The sequence below is a fragment of the Saccharibacillus deserti genome (assembly GCF_013618475.1).
Taxonomy (GTDB): Bacteria; Bacillota; Bacilli; order Paenibacillales; family Paenibacillaceae; genus Saccharibacillus; species Saccharibacillus deserti.
Window position 1 is genome coordinate 428,796 of sequence record NZ_JABJVN010000002.1, and the last position, 18,691, is coordinate 447,486.

General features: G+C 55.9%; 17 protein-coding genes and 1 riboswitch. Of the genes, 16 read left to right on the plus strand and 1 reads right to left on the minus strand.

The genetic code is table 11. From position 1 onward, the window contains the following. The first annotated feature begins 1 nt into the window (after position 1). From HOP44_RS07955 to HOP44_RS08020, 14 genes are all read left to right on the plus strand, one after another. The gene (locus tag HOP44_RS07955) at positions 2-1,102 is read left to right on the plus strand and encodes a GGDEF domain-containing protein (RefSeq protein WP_172252206.1); all 1,101 of its coding nucleotides are present in this window, start codon (positions 2-4) and stop codon (positions 1,100-1,102) included. A 219-nt stretch (positions 1,103-1,321) separates the two neighbouring features. Beyond that, entirely contained in the window at positions 1,322-3,685 is a 2,364-nt protein-coding gene (locus HOP44_RS07960) for an endonuclease MutS2 (protein ID WP_172252208.1), read from the plus strand. Positions 3,686-3,709: 24 nt separating this feature from the next. Then, positions 3,710-4,129, plus strand: a complete 420-nt coding sequence (locus tag HOP44_RS07965) for a DUF350 domain-containing protein (protein WP_172195579.1) — start codon at positions 3,710-3,712, stop codon at positions 4,127-4,129. 263 nt (positions 4,130-4,392) lie between these two features. Then, positions 4,393-4,893: an Lrp/AsnC ligand binding domain-containing protein gene (locus tag HOP44_RS07970; protein ID WP_172252210.1), complete on the plus strand. Its 501-nt coding sequence runs from the start codon at positions 4,393-4,395 to the stop codon at positions 4,891-4,893. Between the two features lie 31 nt (positions 4,894-4,924). After that, positions 4,925-6,148, plus strand: a complete 1,224-nt coding sequence (locus tag HOP44_RS07975) for an aminotransferase class I/II-fold pyridoxal phosphate-dependent enzyme (protein WP_172253005.1) — start codon at positions 4,925-4,927, stop codon at positions 6,146-6,148. 183 nt (positions 6,149-6,331) lie between these two features. Then, positions 6,332-6,523: an aspartyl-phosphate phosphatase Spo0E family protein gene (locus tag HOP44_RS07980; RefSeq protein ID WP_172195577.1), complete on the plus strand. Its 192-nt coding sequence runs from the start codon at positions 6,332-6,334 to the stop codon at positions 6,521-6,523. Positions 6,524-6,754: 231 nt separating this feature from the next. Further along, positions 6,755-7,297 (plus strand): hypothetical protein, encoded by a 543-nt coding sequence (locus HOP44_RS07985; protein ID WP_172252212.1) that lies wholly within the window; start codon positions 6,755-6,757, stop codon positions 7,295-7,297. Positions 7,298-7,310: 13 nt separating this feature from the next. Further along, positions 7,311-7,916 (plus strand): cob(I)yrinic acid a,c-diamide adenosyltransferase, encoded by a 606-nt coding sequence (locus tag HOP44_RS07990; protein ID WP_172252214.1) that lies wholly within the window; start codon positions 7,311-7,313, stop codon positions 7,914-7,916. After that, the gene (locus HOP44_RS07995) at positions 7,913-8,986 is read left to right on the plus strand and encodes an RluA family pseudouridine synthase (RefSeq protein ID WP_172252216.1); all 1,074 of its coding nucleotides are present in this window, start codon (positions 7,913-7,915) and stop codon (positions 8,984-8,986) included. Before HOP44_RS07990 ends, HOP44_RS07995 begins: the two co-directional genes overlap by 4 nt. Positions 8,987-8,995: 9 nt before the next feature. After that, positions 8,996-9,373 carry an arsenate reductase family protein gene (locus HOP44_RS08000; RefSeq protein ID WP_172252218.1) on the plus strand — a complete coding sequence of 126 codons (378 nt, stop codon included), beginning with the start codon at positions 8,996-8,998 and terminating at the stop codon, positions 9,371-9,373. Next, positions 9,370-10,302, plus strand: a complete 933-nt coding sequence (locus HOP44_RS08005) for a 5'-3' exonuclease (RefSeq protein WP_172252220.1) — start codon at positions 9,370-9,372, stop codon at positions 10,300-10,302. Before HOP44_RS08000 ends, HOP44_RS08005 begins: the two co-directional genes overlap by 4 nt. 1,108 nt (positions 10,303-11,410) lie before the next feature. After that, positions 11,411-12,520 (plus strand): phosphodiester glycosidase family protein, encoded by a 1,110-nt coding sequence (locus HOP44_RS08010; RefSeq protein ID WP_172252222.1) that lies wholly within the window; start codon positions 11,411-11,413, stop codon positions 12,518-12,520. Between the two features lie 17 nt (positions 12,521-12,537). Continuing rightward, a complete protein-coding gene (locus HOP44_RS08015; RefSeq protein ID WP_172252224.1) occupies positions 12,538-13,197 on the plus strand; it encodes an MOSC domain-containing protein in 660 nt (219 codons plus the stop codon). Between the two features lie 159 nt (positions 13,198-13,356). Next, the gene (locus HOP44_RS08020) at positions 13,357-14,484 is read left to right on the plus strand and encodes an HRDC domain-containing protein (protein WP_172252226.1); all 1,128 of its coding nucleotides are present in this window, start codon (positions 13,357-13,359) and stop codon (positions 14,482-14,484) included. 163 nt (positions 14,485-14,647) lie between these two features. Here HOP44_RS08020 and corA read toward each other — a convergent pair whose 3' ends face one another. Continuing rightward, the gene (gene corA / locus HOP44_RS08025; RefSeq protein WP_172195569.1) at positions 14,648-15,589 is read right to left on the minus strand and encodes a magnesium/cobalt transporter CorA; all 942 of its coding nucleotides are present in this window, start codon (positions 15,587-15,589) and stop codon (positions 14,648-14,650) included. A gap of 534 nt (positions 15,590-16,123) precedes the next feature. Then, positions 16,124-16,232: riboswitch (SAM riboswitch) on the plus strand. Between the two features lie 192 nt (positions 16,233-16,424). Between corA and metA the strand changes: the two genes are divergently transcribed. Together metA and HOP44_RS08035 are read left to right on the plus strand one after the other, a co-directional pair. Then, positions 16,425-17,369 (plus strand): homoserine O-acetyltransferase MetA, encoded by a 945-nt coding sequence (metA, locus tag HOP44_RS08030; RefSeq protein ID WP_172252228.1) that lies wholly within the window; start codon positions 16,425-16,427, stop codon positions 17,367-17,369. A 136-nt stretch (positions 17,370-17,505) separates the two neighbouring features. Next, entirely contained in the window at positions 17,506-18,690 is a 1,185-nt protein-coding gene (locus HOP44_RS08035; protein WP_172252230.1) for a PLP-dependent transferase, read from the plus strand. Position 18,691: the final 1 nt, after the last annotated feature.

The following is an 18,691-nucleotide window of genomic DNA, read 5'->3' on the forward strand; positions in this document are numbered from 1 at the left end:
CATGGGAAACGTGGATCGCCTGAACAGACAGATCCTGACTGCGTATTGGATCGTGGCGGCGATGGTTATTGCGGTCGACTCGACCTACTTTTTTTCGGGAGCCAATGCGGAAGAAGGACACTCCCCTTCTTCCCTGCTTACCCGGATCCTGTTGATCCTGGGTATTGCCGGACTCGGAGAACTTCTGTACGCATCTTTCCGGCGCTACGGGAGACAGATCGTGGTCGGAATAAGCCTGACGATGGCCTATATCAACTATTTGAACTTGAGCGCCTACACGGAGAGTTCACCCGGTATTCTGCTGATGTTCCCGATGTTCGTGCCCTTGATCTATTTCGACCGCAGACTGCTTGACGGGTTTGGCGTTTCGAACATCGTTTTGTATACGGCTTTTTACTTTTTGGTGGAACGGCCGTTTTACGAACGGGGAATCGAGGATTTTGCCCTTAGAGTCTTGATGCTGGCCGCCTCGCTGCTGCTGGGCCGTCTGGTGCTGATCCGCGCACTGGAGATCGGCCGCCAGGTCGAACTGCTGACCCAGGCGCAGCAGGATTTAATCGTCGACAAAGCGGTCTCGCAGCGTCTGCTCAAGACCGATGCGCTGACGCAGCTGTACAATCACGGAACCTTTTACGAATATCTCGAAGACCTGGTCGACCAGTGCATGCGCAACGGGCTTGAAATTCAGGTGGCGGTGCTGGACATCGACAATTTCAAAAAAATCAACGATACCTACGGCCATCTGATCGGAGATCTGGTACTCAAGGAAGTCTCGATCCGAATCGGAATGATCGTGGCGCCGAACGATTTTGCAGCCCGTTACGGCGGCGAAGAGTTTGCCGTCATTTTCACCGAGAAAACGATCGGCGAGTCCGCCGAATATACCGAGCGCATACGCGAAGCGGTGCAGAGCGCCAATTATTCCTACATGGGCAACCATCCCGTTACGGTCAGCGTCGGCATCAGCGCCTATGAGCCCGGCGATACGGCGGAGACCCTGTTCGGCAAAGCCGACGGCGCTCTGTACCGGGCGAAGCGCTCGGGCAAGAACCGGGTCGAATTGTACGACGCGGGCCGGGATACGTTGTCGGTGCGCGATTAACGTGTACGCCCGTTGTTTCGCGGAGCTGCGGCCGAAAAGCCTTTTCGATTCTCCGACCGGAGGCGAAAAGGCTTTTCGTTTATTCCCGGTTAGCGGAGGCAGCCGGCAGCCGCGAACGCCCGATGTCCGGCATCCATGGTGTCCGCGCCCCGAATCCGGTATAATTAAAGGACGGAGAACCGCTGCGTTCTCCAGAACCGATAAGGAGTTGTCACGTTCTTGAACGATAAAATATTCGAAATTTTACAATATGCGAGCATCTCGAATGCCTTGGCGGACCAGGCGCAGACTTCGCTCGGCAAGGAAGCGGCGCGGGCGCTCAAGCCCGATACCGATCTTTCGTCCGTGCAGAAGCTGCTGCAGGCCACGCACGAGGCTTTTCACGTCGATCGTCTGAAAGGATCTCCGCCGTTCGGCGGGATCGTCGATATCCGTGCGTCGGTGCAGCGTGCCCGGATCGGCGGCATGCTGAATCCGCACGAACTTCTGGGCATTGCAACGACGCTGTACGGTTCGCGCCGTCTGCGCCGCTTTATCCAGACGCTGCACGACGAACATCCGGTCGAGCTGCTGGACGGCCTGGCCGAGCTGATCTCGGACCAGAAAGCCCTGGAGCAGTTGATAAATTCCTGTATCGGAGAGTCGGCCGAAGTAATGGATTCCGCCAGTCCGACCCTGGCGGCCGTTCGGCGCGAGCTGCGCGGAGGCGAATCCCGTATTCGCGAGAAACTGGAGTCGATGATCCGTTCGTCGAGCGTATCCAAGATGCTTCAGGATCAGCTGATTACGATTCGCGGAGACCGCTTCGTGATTCCCGTGAAGTCGGAATACCGTTCGCACTTCGGCGGCATCGTGCATGACCAGTCCAGTTCGGGCGCCACGATGTTTATCGAGCCGGAAGCGATCGTGGCGATGAACAACAAGCTGCGGGAGACCAAACTGCGCGAGACCCGCGAAGTCGAAATCATCCTGCAAAAGCTGACTGCCGCAGTCGGCGAACAGGCCGAACTGCTCGCGTACGACGTGGATGTGCTGGCGCAGCTCGATTTCATTTTTGCCAAAGGACGCCTTGCCCACAAGATGAAAGCGACCGAGCCGACCGTCAACGACCGCGGGTATCTGCGGATCCGCAAAGGACGCCACCCGCTGATCGATCCCAAACAAGTCGTGCCGCTCGATGTCGAACTTGGCGGCGAGTTTTCCAGCATCATCGTAACCGGTCCGAATACGGGCGGCAAGACGGTTACGCTCAAAACGATCGGCCTGCTCAGCCTGATGGCGATGTCGGGATTGTTCGTTCCGGCCGACGAAGGCTGCGAGCTGTGCGTATTCGATGCGATCTATGCCGATATCGGCGACGAACAGAGCATCGAGCAGAGCCTCAGTACCTTCTCCAGCCATATGACGAACATTATCCGGATTCTGAAAGACATGACGCCGAAAAGCCTTATTCTGCTGGATGAAGTCGGGGCGGGGACCGACCCGGCGGAAGGTTCGGCGCTGGCGATCGCGATCCTGGAATATATCCATCAGTTCAACTGCCGCATGGTGGCGACGACCCACTACAGCGAATTAAAAGCCTACGCGTACGAACGCGACGGCGTGATTAACGCCAGTATGGAGTTCAACGTGGCGACGCTGAGCCCAACCTATCGGCTGCTCGTCGGCGTTCCGGGACGAAGCAACGCTTTTGCGATTGCGGAGCGTCTCGGTCTGCCGGGCAAGATCCTCAGCTTCGCCCGCGGCGAAGTCAAAGAAGAAGATCTGCGCGTCGAGAACATGATCAGCGCGCTGGAAGAGAACCGGATCGGAGCGGAAGCGGAGCGCGGGGAAGCCGAGCGTCTGCGCCGCGAGATGGAAGAACTCCGGACGAAGCAGGAACGCGAACTCGAAAAGCAGGAAGCGCAGCGCGAAGCCAGACTCGAGAAAGCCGAGAACGAAGCCCGCGACATTATCGCCAAAGCGCGCAAAGAAGCCGACGAAGTCGTATCCGAACTGCGCCGTCTGGCGATGGAAGAAGGGGCGTCGGTCAAAGAACACAAGCTGATCGCGGCCCGGCGCCAGCTCGATCAGGCGGAACCGGAAGTCCGGGTGAAGAAAGCCAGGAAATCCGCCGGCGCCAAATCTTCCCAAAAGATCGAGCCGGGCGACGAAGTGATCGTGGTCAACCTCGGCCAGCGCGGCCATGTCATCGAGATGGACGGCAAAGAAGCCCTGGTGCAGATGGGCATCATGAAAATGAAAGTGGCGCTGGGGTCGCTCGAACGTGTGCAAAGCGCCCCGGTTACAGCGCCCAAACAAAAGCCGGTCACTTCCGTCAAACGGACCAAAGACGACAGTACCCGTTCGGAGCTCGATCTGCGCGGAACGAATCTGGAAGAAGCTTTGATGGAGACGGACCGGTTTATCGACGAGGCGTTTCTGTCGAACCTGGGTCAGGTGTATCTGATCCATGGCAAAGGAACAGGGATTCTGCGCACCGGCATTCAGGAGCATCTTCGCCGGCACAAGCTGGTTAAATCTTACCGGCTTGGCAATTACGGCGAAGGCGGCAACGGCGTAACCGTAGCCGAACTCAAGTAACGGAAGGAGCGGGGCCAGAACAAGATGAATACGGTAATCGATCCTATATTGGCGACCCCGATCGGGGCGGCCGTCGCTTATTTTTCGGTAGCCGTCCTCGAACTGGTTGTGTTTCTGGCCATTTTCGAAGCGGTCACCCGCTACAAATGCTGGGATGAGATTCGCAAAGGCAACCTGGCGGTGGCTATGGCGACCGGCGGCAAGATCTTCGGGATCTGCAATATTTTGCGATTCTGCATCGAGTCCGGTTCGACCATTTACGAAAGTATGCTGTGGTCGCTGATCGGTTTTGTACTGCTGATGGTAGCCTACTTTCTGTTCGAGTTCATCACGCCTTTTTTCAAGGTCGACGAAGAGATTGGACGCGATAATCGGGCGGTAGGCCTGATCTCGATGATTCTGTCGGTGTCGCTGTCTTACGTCATCGGCGTTTCGGTCCTTTAAAGTTCCGCGGCGGCAGCAGACCTTGAACGCGAAAAGAAACGACTCGCGAGGCTCCAAACCCGCTTCCTTCGGAAGCGGGTTTTTGGGCATGGAAGAAGAGGAGAGGCCGCACGGAGCGCATTTTCGGGCGGGGGCGGTATGCTCGGATTGGCGCGAAGCGGTGGCAGAACGGTTTTTTTTGGGGTAAGATGAGGTACAATAAGCGAGACCGAGTTAACCGAACGAGTCATCTATCAAGCAAAATCGATCTGGAGGCATGCGTAGTGAAAGAAACGAACAAGCTCAAACTGGATATTCTCGAACTGTTGGAAGAAGATGCGCGGCGCACGCACGGGCTGCTGTCGACGATGCTGAACGTGCCCGAAGAAGAAGTTCGCGAAGCGGTGGCCGAGCTCGAGCAGGATCGCGTGATCGTGAAATACGCAACGGTCGTCAACGAAAGCAAAGTCAACGACGAGAAAGTAACGGCGCTGATCGAAGTGCAGATTACGCCCGAACGCGGACGCGGCTTCGAAGGGATTGCCGAGCGGATCTACCTGTACCCGCAGGTTAAAGCCGTATTTCTGATGTCCGGCGCCTATGATCTGCTTGTCGAAGTGGAAGGCGTCAACCTCAAAGACGTGGCGAGCTTCGTTTCCGACAAGCTGTCGCCGATCGAATCCGTTCTGTCGACCAAAACGCACTTCATCCTCAAAAAATACAAGCAGAACGGTATCATTTTCGAAGAACACGAAGAAGACCGCCGTCTGATGATCTCGCCGTAAAGGATGCGAAACAATGATAACTAAAAGCGAAATGAACGAAAACGGAGCTGTTCAGCCTTCCGATTCCGAACACGGTTCGATGGAACGCTATCTCTCGCCTCTGGTCCGCGATATCAAGCCTTCGGGCATCCGCAAATTTTTCGATCTTGTCAGCGCCAGCAAAGACATCATCACGCTTGGCGTAGGCGAACCCGATTTCGTGACGCCGTGGCATGTGCGTGAAGCCTGCGTGTATTCGCTGGAGCGCGGCTATACGCGCTACACATCGAATGCGGGGATGCCCGAGCTGCGCGAAGCGATCGCGTCTTACTTGAGCAGCTCGTTCGGCACGTCGTACGATCCGGGAAAAGAAGTGCTTGTCACGGTCGGCGGCAGCGAAGCGATCGATCTGGCGCTGCGGGCGCTGATCCGTCCGGGCGACGAAGTGCTGGTGCCGGAGCCCTGCTACATCTCCTATTCGCCGATCACTTCGATCGGGGGCGGCATTCCGGTGGGCATCGAGACTTTTGCCAAAGACGGTTTCAAATTGACGGCCGAAGCGCTCGAAGCAAGCATTACGCCGAAATCGAAAGTCCTGATTCTCTGCTATCCGAGCAATCCGACCGGAGCGGCGATGACGGCCGAAGACTGGGTGCCGATCGCGAAGGTGGTCGAGAAGCACGATCTGATCGTCATCTCCGACGAAATCTATGCCGAACTCAGCTACGGTCCGGTGAAGCACGCAAGCTTTGCGGCGGCTCCGGGCATGAAAGACCGCACGATTCTCGTCAGCGGATTCTCCAAAGCTTTTGCCATGACGGGCTGGCGGATGGGTTATGCCTGCGGTCACCCCGAGCTGATCTCCGCGATGCTGAAGATTCACCAGTACACGGTGATGTGCGCGCCGGTCATGGGACAGGTGGCCGCGCTCGAGGCGCTCACGAACGGTCTTGGCGAAAAAGACAAGATGGTGGAATCGTACAACCGCCGCCGCCGACTCGTCGTGCAGGGGCTGCGCGATGCCGGTTTGGAATGCCATGAGCCGGAAGGAGCGTTCTATGCGTTCCCGAGTATCCAATCTACCGGTTTGACGTCGGAAACGTTCGCCCAGCGTCTGCTGGTCGAAGAGAAAGTGGCCGCGGTTCCGGGCGATGTGTTTGGTCTCGGAGGCGAAGGCTTCCTGCGCTGCTCTTATGCGACGTCCGTGGCCCAACTGAACGAAGCGCTTGATCGGATCGGCCAATTCGTATACAAAGTAAAACGCGAAGGCGCATAAAAGCTGGAGGTCCAAACTACTGTCAAAACGGAAAAAATGACTCCTTTTTGAAAAAGTTGATTTTATTGGAGAGCTTCTATATAATGGGGTTTCGAACCAGGTGATTTTTTCAAGGGGGAATGTTTTTTGTCTGCCGCTTCGTTCCAAAAGCCGAGGCATATACGGCGTTCGCTGGAGCCGTATATGCAGCGTGGGGTTCAAGCTCCAGGTGCCATGGCAGAGCGCGAACTGTTCCTGCAGGAAGAGATTCGTATGCTGCGCGCCCAGATGGAAGAAACGTTCGGACGGGAACAGTCGTTTACCGCTGCGACCGTCGTGGAAATCAGCAGCCGGCTCGACCTGAAAATCAACGAATATATGCAGTTGGTACGCTGACTCGCTTCGATGAACGCAGTCTGCGTCCGTCCCCACTTCTGCATTTGATCCCGAAATCGATTTGTTTACCGGCCAAAAGGAAGAGCCTGCTCCGCAGAAGCTCTTCCTTTTTTGTGTTGGGCGGATCGGGTGGCGGCGAAAATGCTTGCGGCAGGGGAGTATGATATATTGGTTAAGAACGACTTTGAATACGGGATCCATGCCCGGGGAAATGTCCAAGGAGGAGTAAGAGTGAAGCGGAAAAAAATAGGGGTCTGGCTGGTGCTGATCGCAGCGATCATGCTGGTGGCCGGATGCGGCAAAGAAGAAGGCGTCACGATTTTTATGTCGGACAAAGGTTCTTCCAGTCGGGAAGGCATTGATGTGATCCAGGAAAAACTGAATACGGAAGTACCGGATCTGAAAGCGGAATTCAACTATTCGCCGCTGTTCGATCTGCAAAAAGTGCTGGTCGAATATGCCGCGGGCGGGAATTCGATCGTGATTCTGCCGACGGATAACATTGAAATTTACGGTAAAGACGGTGCCCATGTCGTACTTGACGAGTATTTCGACAAAGCCGATTATCCGGATGGCGTGTTTGAAAGCGGCGTATTGAAAGACGGGGAAAGCGACGCGGTGCTTGAAGAGCATCTGTTCGGCATTCCGGTCAAAGACATGAAGATGTTCCAGGATGCCGGGTATACGCCCGAAGATATGCTTGCTTGTGTGCTGGTTAATGCTCCGGACAAAGAAGCGGCAATCAAGGTGCTGCAGAAATTGACGGAAGGCTGAGGAGGAAATCATCATGCGCATTTATACAAAAACGGGAGACGGCGGACAAACGTCGGTGATCGGGGGACGGGTGCGCAAAGACGATGCCCGGGTAGAAGCTTACGGCACAATCGACGAATTGAACAGCTTTGTCGGTCATGCGGCGGCGCTGCTTCAAGACGATCGATTCAAGGACCTGCGCGAACAGCTGGCCGTCGTGGGCCAGGAGCTGTTCGACTGCGGATCCGATCTGGCGTATACGCCGGCGGCGCAGCAGCCTTACAAGACGCACCCGGCGATGACGGAGCGATTGGAAACCTGGATCGACCGGTTGGAAGCGGATAATCCGCCGCTCGAACGCTTTATTTTGCCCGGAGGAAGTCCGCCGGCGGCGCTGCTCCATATCTGCCGCACCGTGTGCCGGCGGGCCGAGAGGCGAGTGGTGACGCTGACGGACGAATCCGAGATCAATCCGGAAGTGCTGCGGTATCTCAACCGGCTGTCGGATTACTTTTTCAGCGCCGCCCGTGCCGCCAACCTCAAACTCAGAGTGGACGATGTAGAATATGTACGCGGCGCCGATGTTTTTTCGGGAAGCCGGACTCAGGATCAACAAAACGAACAAAAGCAGGGTGAATGAAGATCGAAGCGGGAAACCAGAAACCGACAGAAGAACAGCCGCAGAGCGGAGAACCGGCAGCCTACGATTTTCCGAGAGAAAAAGGGATCGATCCGGAGCTTGGCTATTATGATCCGATCGTGTATACCGTATCCGAACGGGAGCACGGCTGGACGCTCAAAACGCTCCTGCACAACCGGCTGGGGGTATCGCGCAAGCTGACATCCCGGCTCAAAATGACCGAACGCGGCATCACGCTGAACGGCGAACGGGTGTATATCAGCATCCATGTCCATACCGGCGACCTCGTCGAGCTGCGGATGGAGCGCGAGATATCGGACGATATTTTGCCGGAAAAAATGCCGCTCGATATTTTGTACGAAGACCGCGACCTGCTGATCGTCAACAAGGCGGCCGGCGCGATCGTGCATCCTACGCACGGCCATTATACCGGCACGCTGGCCAACGGCGTCGTGCAGCATTGGCAGGACAGGGGAGAAGTAGTGCGGTTTCGCCCCGTACACCGGTTGGACCGCGAAACGTCAGGCGTGCTTGCGATAGCCAAGAATCCGTATGTACACCAGCATATCTCCGAGCAGATGATCGCGGGCACCGTCGACAAGACGTACCGCGCGATCGTGCACGGCTGGCCGGAAGCGGAAGCCGGACGTATCGAAGGGCCGATCGACCGCGATCCGGACTCTCCCCATAGGCGGATCGTAACGCCGGACGGTTACGCCGCGGCGACCCGCTACCGGACGCTGGAACGCTATGTCTCCGCGCGGGCTTCGCTGGTCGAGCTGGAACTCGAGAGCGGACGCACGCATCAGATTCGGGTCCATATGACGCATATCGGCTGTCCGCTTGTCGGCGACGGGATGTATACCTATACGGACTCGTCTCCGTTGACGGAAAGCGAATTCGCCCAAGCGCGGAAACTGGACGGGTCGATCGGCCGCCAGGCGCTGCATGCGTTCCGGTTGGCTTTCGTCCACCCGGGTACCCAGGAGCGATTGACCTTCGAAGCTCCTTTTCCGCCGGATCTGCTGGAGCTGGAGAGGTTTTTACAGAAAGCAAAGAAAGAGAAGTGACCGACACCGATGACTCATCTGAATGTGTACCATTACGCCAAATGCAGCACCTGCCGCAGCGCGATCAAGTGGCTGCAAAACGAAGGGCACGAACTGAACCTGATTCCGATCGACGAGCAGCCTCCTTCCCAAGAAGAAATTCTGGATCTGATTGCGAAAAGCGGTTTGGAGTCGAAAAAGTTTTTTAATGTCAGCGGAGAGGTGTACAAATCGCTTGGACTCAAAGACAAGCTCGCCGATCTCGACGAACAAAAACGCGCGGAGCTGCTGGCTTCGAATGGAATGCTGATCAAGCGTCCGATCGTAACCGACGGAGACCGGGTGACGATCGGTTTCAAACCGGAACTGTACGAACAAAACTGGAGTCAAAAGGAGGAGCGGGTATGAGCGAGCACGGCGGTATCGAAGGACTTCCGCAAAATGTCCTGGCGCGCAAACCGACACTGATGCTGGTCGACGGTATGGCGCTGCTGTTCCGGGCCTATTACGCAACGGCGCTCAAAGGCTATATCCGCCGCACCGAAGCGGGCGTGCCGACCAACGCCATCTACGGCTTCGTTCGCTATATGTGGGATGCGATCCAGCAGTTCGATCCGACGCATGTCGCCTGCTGCTGGGATATGGGAGGCCGTACCTTCCGCACCGAACAGTTCGAATCCTACAAAGGCAACCGCTCCGCAGCGCCGGACGATCTGATTCCCCAGTTCGACCTGGTTAAGGAAGTGGTCGAAGCAATGGATATTCCGAACATCGGCATGCCGGGTTACGAGGCGGACGACTGTATCGGTACGATTGCCAAACGCTGCGCACGCGAACAGCAGATGGACGTTCAGATCCTGTCGGGCGACAACGATATGCTGCAGCTCACCGACGAACGGATCAAAGTCATCATCATGAAAAAAGGCTACGGCAATTATCAGGTCTACACGCCCGATTATCTGATGGAGGAAAAAGGGCTTAAGCCTTCGCAGATTATCGACATGAAAGGCCTGATGGGCGACTCGAGCGACAATTATCCGGGCGTCAAAGGCATCGGCGAAAAAACGGCGATCAAACTCGTTCAGGAATTCGACGATATTCCGGGCATTTTGGCCAACCTGGACAAGCTGACCAACTCGGTTCGAACCAAGATCGAGAATGATCTCGAGATGCTGCACATGTCCCGTTCGCTCGCCGAGATCCACTGCGAGGTGCCGGTCGAATGTCCGATCGACCTGTGCGAGTTCCGGATCGACGATACCAAGATATCGGCCAAATTCGCGGAACTTGAGATGAGCAGTCTGGGCAAAATGATGGGCACGGATGTGTTCGGCTGAGGTTATGGGAGCGGCTGCGGAAGCGGCGCGGAAAGATTGCGGAAGCGGTATGGAAAAGGCGGCAGACGTACGTGGAGACGCTGCGCTGCTGCATAAGTCAGAGGCACACAGCCTTTTCCGGGAGTGTGGGAGAGGCGAGGGCAAGCGAGGGCAGGAGCGAAAGGCAAGTTCGAGGACAAAGGGCAAGTTCAAGGACGAAGATCAAATTTAAAAGCAAACACAGGAAGGGATGCCGATCGATCGGCATCCCCCTTGTAAGATTGTGTTCATTTTTTCGTTCTTAAGCGCTTAAGTATCCAAGCTCTATGTTTTCCGCCAATGAAGGCGCCGACAAGACATGGCTTTTCGGCGGGTTTGCTTGTCGAGCAGCCCGACTCTCCAGTTGGAGAGTCGGGCTGCTTTTGCATGGGACGGGGAGATGAAGGCCGCGAAGCGATAGGGATGGCAGAGATCAAATCGAGAGCTTCGGCAGAGTGTCTGGATTAAGGAGGGTGCAAGAATTCTAACGGATCGAGACGATGCTTAGAAGCGGATTTGAGCGGTTTGGAGATTCTAACGGATTCAGACGACGCTTAGAATGAAAGTGGGCTTGTTTTTGGCGAAAAAAAGCGATGAAAAGCGGCTAACGGAACTATGATCCGTTAAAAGTTCGGACGGGCTTGATTCGGCCCTCTAAGGGATATACAATCCGTGAGCCGAGCCGAGCCGAGCCGAGCCGAGCCGAGCCGAGCCGAGCCGAGCCGAGGAGACTCAGCTTGCTCTTACCGCCGGCAGGCGGCGAAGTCTCCGCGGAAGTATGGCACGCACCAGCGGAGGGGAGAGGATCCCGAAGAAACGAAGTGTTCGCATATAAAATCGGATTTCCACCTTACAGCTTGTCTGATTCGATAAAAGGGAAATCCGATTTTGGCGGCGATCGGAAGTCTCTTTCCCCCGCAGCGTCTCTCCAGGGAGCCTTCCTTCAGCCTTTGCAAGCATCCTTCTCGCAGAAAGCCGGAACTTTTCCCTCCCCGTCAAGCAGGAAAAGGCATCCTCCATCGCTAAATTAAAGAAAGCAGGCAGCCAAGACCAAACATCAATGCAAAATGTTCTAGGGAGAAGGTTCAGGATGAAAAGCAAAAAGTGGGGAACGATGCTGCTGGCGGGGGTGCTGGCGGTATCGGGAATATTCGGTCTGGCAGGGGACAAACGGGCCGAAGCGGCGGCGTCGATTGCGACGAGCATACGCAAAGTATCGGTGTCGGGACGAACGTACAGCGTGCAGACGGTCATTGTTCCCAAAGGCACGAAAGCGGCACTCGGACTGGCTCAAGGACAGGTCGGACAGACCCAGAGCTTCGCTTCGATCATCACAAGCAGCAAAGCGACCGCGGCGATCAACGGAGCGTTTTTCAACTCTTACGGAGGACCGGCCGATCCATACGGAACTTTGATCTCCAAAGGACAAATCGTGCACACGGGCTATTACGGTACAAGTATCGGCTTCGAAAAAGACGGCACTGTACGGATGGACTCGCTGCGGGCCAAAATCACCGGGAAAGTCGTCAGCCGACCGGATAAGGCGGGCAAAAGCAAAACGTCCACCTGGTATGCAACCTTCGTCAATCGGACTCCGGAAGCGGGGCAGAATGTCGTACTGATGTACAATTCGGCACGCGGGGCCCGGGTCGGATTCAGCGGCGGCACCGCAGTGACCGTCCGTCAGAACAAAGTCGTCCAAAAAGCGGCGAATGCCAACACTGCGATTCCGTCCGACGGTTATGTATTGGTCTATCACGGTTCGGAACAAAACAATGCCGGCCGCTTCGAAGTCGGTTCGACCGTGGAAATGAATATCGCGTATCAAAATGCGGCCAACCAAACGATTCCCTGGGACGATGTCGTCACATCGGTCGGCGCGGGTCCGCGCCTTGTCAAAGACGGGAAAGTATCGCTCGACGCAAAAGGCGAAGGGTTCAACGATCCGAAAATTCTCACGGCTTCGGGTGCGCGCAGCGGGATTGCGATCATGCCGGACGGTTCGGTTATGCTTGCGACGATCGGAGGCGCGACGATGAATCAGTGGGCGCAGGTGATGCAGAAAATGGGCGCCAAGCAGGCAATGAACCTGGACGGGGGAGCTTCTTCCGCCCTGTACGCCAACGGCCGGGTACTGACCGGAGCAGGACGGGCCCTCAGCAATACGCTGGTGTTCGGACAGTGGGTATCGATGGAATAGAAGCGGAGGCGAATCAGATGAACGAAGCAGTCGTTGTGGCAGTCAATGTAGGCCTGCCGAAATCCGTACCGAACGGCAGCAGAGCAGTCGAAACGGGCATTTTCAAAAATCCGGTCAAAGGGACCGTGTATCTGGGCCGGCTGGGGTTTGCAGGAGACGGACAAGCCGATCTGAAAAATCACGGCGGAAGCGACAAAGCGGTCTGCGTCTATTCGACGGACCGGTTCGCTTACTGGGAAAACGGCATCCTGCCCAAGCTTGCACCGGGGGCTTTCGGAGAAAACCTGTCGATTGCCGGAGCGGCGGAAGAAGATTTTTGTATCGGCGATACGTTTGCGATCGGCGAAGCGGTCCTGCAGCTCAGCCAACCGCGTCAGCCCTGCTTCAAGCTGTCGGTGCGCTACGGCGTGCCGGAGCTGCCTGAGGCGGTGCAGGAAACCGGCTACAGCGGTTTTTATTTCCGGGTTCTGCAGGAAGGAAACATTCAGGCGGGGGATCGAATCGAACTGCTGGAGCGCCATCCTGCCGGCATGACGGTGATGCAGGCCAATGAAATCAAGTACAAATGCAAAAACGATGCCGAAGCGATCCGCAGTCTGCTGGCTGTCGAAGAATTGGCCGACGCTTGGCGGGGGGCGCTTGCGAAACGTCTGGAAGGGCTTGAAGCGCAGGGCTGAATCCGGCTGCAAAATCGGCTTGACTCTTATTCCCTGCGAAGGGTATTATAGGATTAACAGCAAACAAGCGCGGAGGAAGCACCTCTCTTACATTCCATGTAGGAGAGGTGCTTTTTTTGCGTTTTGGCTGAAATTTTTGATAACAAGGCGGGGATTGGAATGACGATCGTGTTTTTGAACCGGATGGAGATCGAACGGGAGCATGAGGTTGAAGCCGCGCAGGTATGGATTGAAGAAGAAGGCGGATTATGGGTTTGCGGCTGGAGCGAAGAAGACGTCCCGGAGCCGGCGCAGCGGGAGAACTGGTACGAAGGAACGGTATGGAACGAGATGCTGGCCGTGTACCGGCATCGCCTGGCGATCAAACTGGCCGAAGGCTATCGTCCGGTAATCCGCGATACGTTTCAGGAATTTCTCGAATCGGGGCAGCGCGGCCGTTTTTCCCAGAAGCTGATCTGCTACAGCGAGCTGCATACGGATGAAGAATTATATAAGCGGATGGCCGCCTGGCGCAGGGTAAGAGCGACCGAAGAACATCGGGCGCCGTACTTGATCGCAACGAACCGGGCGCTGCGTCTGATCGTTGCGTTTCTTCCGCAGACGCTCGACGAGCTGCGCGAGCTTCCGGGTATCGGAGAAAATACCGTTCAGCGCTACGGGGCGGCTCTGCTCGAGCATACCGAGGGAATCGGGCGTGCGCATACTTTTCCGCTGGATTGGGTAGAGAGACGACTGGACGAAGAAGAATTCGAAGAGTGGACCTACAAAGGCAAAGAACGCAAATTCAAACGGGAAGCCGAACGGGTCCGGGCCACGCGGCTGCTGCTCGAATCGTCCAAAGGCGGCGTTTCCTCCTTGACCCAAATCAGTCAGGGCAGCGGTCTGGACCGTAGGGAATTGATCGAGATGATGGAATCGCTGGAGAAGAACGGCTACAATCTCGAAGCCGTGATCGAGCACGAACTTCAGATGATGCCGGAGGAACAGCGCCTGGCCGCCCTGCGGGCCTACACGGAACTGGGGGATTCCTTTCTTAAGCCCGTGCTGAAAAAAGTATACGGAGAAGAACCGCCGAGCGAGCCGGGACTGGACATTTTGTATGAACAGCTGCGTCTGCTGCGTATTCGTTATCGCCGGGAAGAGGAACGGAGAGAAGCCGAGGCGGCGATCCTGCCCGAAACGCCGGAAGTTTCGGAGCCGGCAGACGAGGCGCCTTCCCCGTCGCTGGTCATTGCTCCGCAAGCTTCCGCATCGTCCGGAAGAAAGCGCGGAACCCACGCAGGCTGAGCGGTCCGGTAGGCCGACTTCCAAGCAGCGAATAAAGCGCCGCAGAATTCGCGGGTGGGGATATCCCAAACGAATAGAAGGGCCGTTCGCCGCTCGGATCTCCGAAGCGCAAACCGCCCTTTTATTTGATTCGACAAACGGAATTCCCAAGACCGAACCTGCGTTACAGCCAACCTTTTTTGCGGAACAGAAGGTACATCGTAAATCCGAGCACGACCATCAGGGCGATAACCATCGGATAGCCGTACGTCCAATGCAGCTCCGGCATATGGTCGAAGTTCATCCCGTAAATGCCGGTGACCACGGTCAGCGGCATGAAGATCGTCGTGATCACGGTAAATACTTTCATGATCTCGTTCGCGCGATTGGAAATACTGGACTGGTAGGCTTCCCGAAGGTTACCCATCAGATCGCGGTACGTATCGAAAGCCTCGGAGACTTTGACCGTATTTTCGTAAATGTCGCTGAAATATTTCTGCAGTTCGTCGTCGATCAGTCGAAGATCTTTTTTGTTGAGAATATTGATAACTTCGCGCTGCGGCACCAGTACTTTTTTGAGCCAGAGAATTTCCGCCCGCAGTCCGATGATATCGTTCAGATGGGTGCGTTTGGTATTCATCAGGATGTCTTCTTCCAGCTGTTCGATCTGGTCTTCGATCCGGTCGCCGACGGCGAAGAAGTTGTCGACGACGCGGTCGATCAGCAGATACATGAAGCGGTCGGGCGTATGGACTTCTTCTTCCCACATAATCGGCTTGACCGTGCGGAGTTCATGGATCTTCTGCCGGGTCACCGTAATGACGAAATGCCGGCCAAGGAAAATGTTCAGGGCCCGCATAAAGATCTCTTCATTGTCGAAACGGATACTGTTGACGACGGTGAAGTAATGGTTCTCGTAAATTTCGATCTTCGGCCGCTGTTCTTCTTCGCCGAGCATATCCTCTACCGCCAGATCGTGCAGTCCGAATGTGAGCTGCAGCAGCGTCACGTCGTCCAGATCGGCATCGATCCAGTAAAAGCCTTCTTCGGGAGGGGTCAGGGTATCGGTCAGATTCTCATTTTCGATCAGCGTAAAAACGCCGTATTTGACATGCCGGATTTTCATGCGGTTCAACTCCTTCGAAATGGGACGATTGCTCGTCTTGAAATAGTCTCGAATTTGCGGGAGAGCGCAGGAAAAAACAGGCCGTCGCCGGAACGGGCGTCGCCTTAAACGGTTGAACGGCAGTTCAGCCCTTAAGGCGGCGGCCGGTCAGTGAACTTCCATACATGGAGGTAGTGACGCCGGTCGGCCGTTTTTTCGGTTGTCGGATGCATGCTGCGTTCTCTTACGCTTGGGCCTCGGGTCGCCGTCCATCTGAAAGTCACCTCTTATTTTCAAATTGTTTTCATAAAACCCTCGTTAAGTATACCCTGCGCCACAAGGCCTTTCAAGGGCTTGTTTGTGACCGGTTATGCTTACGTTATCGGCTTGGCAGGAACCAAACCGTAGATGAAGAAAAAGGCGCTCCCCTGCAAACTGCTTCTTGCTTGAATACACAAAATGTGTATAATAAATCTAAAGTTATCCCGGCGAAACCATCGGGATTTCGACAACCGAATACTTCGGCCGGCGCGCAAAATCCGGTTGAACAGTGGAATCTTATCAAGAGCAGGTGGAGGGACTAGCCCGATGAAACCCGGCAACCGGCGACTATGTCGTACGGTGCTAATTCTTGCAAGTTACCGAGCAATCCGAAACGAAACAGGCAAGTCGGCCCGTTTCGCTAGGACGCACCGGCAACTTGGCAGATGAGAGAGGAGCTAGCTTTGTATAGACCTTTCTCGGCCTGCCCGGAAAGGTTTTTTTTGTACCCATTTGTACAGAAAAATCCTTTCCGGCTGCCGAATGCTCGATAGATCGACATCAACGTCCAAACGAAAAAAGGAGTGAATGCGAAGTGCCGATTAAAGTGCCCGACAATCTGCCCGCCATGGAAGTACTGCTTAAGGAAAATATTTTCGTGATGGACGAAAGCCGGGCGTACAGCCAGGATATCCGTCCGCTGCGCATCGCCATTTTGAACCTGATGCCGACCAAGGAAACGACCGAAACGCAGCTGCTGCGCTTGATCGGCAACACGCCGCTGCAGGTGGATGTCGTTCTGCTGTACCCAAGTTCGCATACGTCCAAGAACACATCCGAAGAATACCTGAATACTTTTTACAAAACGTTCGACGAAATCAAGCACAAACGGTTCGACGGCATGATCATTACCGGAGCGCCGGTCGAGCAGCTGGAATTTGAACAGGTGAGCTACTGGGAAGAGATTCGCCAGATCTTCGAATGGTCCAAACAAAATGTCACCTCGACCCTGCATATCTGTTGGGCTTCCCAGGCGGGGTTGTACCATCATTTCGGAGTCAGCAAGATTCCGCTGGCGGACAAGTGTTTCGGCGTATTCCCGCATACCATGAACAAGAGCAACGTGCAGCTGCTGCGCGGGTTCGACGAATGTTTCTTCGTTCCCCATTCCCGTCACACCGATGTGCAGCGCGAAGATATTTTGCGCAGTCCGGAGCTTGAGATTCTCGCCGAATCGGAAGAAGCGGGCGTCTACCTGGTGGCAACCAAAGACGGCAAGCAGATCTTCGCTACGGGTCACTCCGAATATGATCCGCTGTCGCTCAAGTGGGAATATGACCGCGATATTGCCAAAGGCATGGACGTCCCGGTTCCCAAAAATTATTTTCCCAACGACGACCCGACCCGCAAGCCGCTGTCTTCGTGGAGAGCGCACGCCAATCTGCTGTTCTCGAACTGGCTGAACTATTACGTGTACCAGGAAACGCCGTTCGATCAGGTCAAGGAATCGGAATTCAGCGACTATGGAGCCGGCATCTGAAGGTCGGGGCGGAGCTTGCGAAGAGCCGCCCGCGGCGTCTGCCGCCTTCTTTCCATACGCCCGGAATTCAGGAATGTGCAGCATCGAAGCGTCAATCGAATCACTTAATCCAAGCTCTCATCCAGGAGGAATAGACATGACAGACGATAGACAGCTCAAGATCGAAAGCGCATTGGCGCAGATCGGTTCGCTTGAAGATCCGCATACGGGGGGAGTCACGTTCCCGATTTACCATTCGACCGCGTACCGCCATCCGGGGCTCGGGCAGAGTACGGGCTTCGACTATACCCGGACCAAGAATCCGACCCGCGCCGTGCTCGAAGAAGCTTCGGCCAAGCTGGAAGGGGGCGACGCCGCTTTTGCCTGCAGCTCCGGCATGGCCGCGCTGCAGACGGTGTTTGCGCTCTTCGGCCAGGGCGACCATCTGATCGTCTCGCTTGATCTGTACGGCGGCACCTATCGCCTGCTGGAGCGCGTGCTGTCCCGATTCGGCGTTACGGCTTCGTACGTCGATACGAACGACCTCGAAGGGATCGAGCGGCTGCGCACGCCGAATACCAAAGCGGTGTTCATCGAGACCCCGACCAATCCGCTGATGATGGTTACCGACATCCAAGCGGTCACCGGCTGGGCGAAACCGCACGGGATTCTGACGATCGTCGACAACACGCTGCTGACTCCGTTTTTCCAGCGTCCGATCGAACTCGGTGCCGATATTGTCGTGCACAGCGCGACCAAATATCTGGGCGGACACAACGATGTACTTGCCGGATTGATCGTTACGAAGGGCAAAGAGCTGTCCGAAGAAATGTTCTTCCTGCACAACTCGATCGGAGCGGTACTAAGTCCTTCCGATTCCTATCAATTGATGCGCGGGATGAAAACGCTGGCGCTGCGGATGGAGCGGCATGAGAGCAATGCGCTGACGCTGGCGCGCTTCCTGCAGCAGCATCCGCAGATCGAAGCCGTCTACCATCCGGGCCTGCCGGAGCATCCGGGACACGATGTGCAGAACCGGCAGTCGAGCGGCAATACGGGGATCTTCTCGTTCAAAGTCAAAGACGCCCGCTGGATCGATCCGATTCTGCGCCATATCCGGCTGATCGCGTTCGCGGAAAGCTTGGGCGGCGTCGAGTCGTTGATGACGTACCCGGCGATTCAGACGCATGCGGACATTCCGCAGGAGATTCGCGACGCGATCGGCGTGGACGACAAGCTGCTGCGTTTCTCGGTCGGTATCGAGCATATCGATGATCTGATTGCGGATCTGGACGGGGCCCTGCAAGCGGCATTCCGCCAGACGGAAGGAGCGGAGGCTTAAC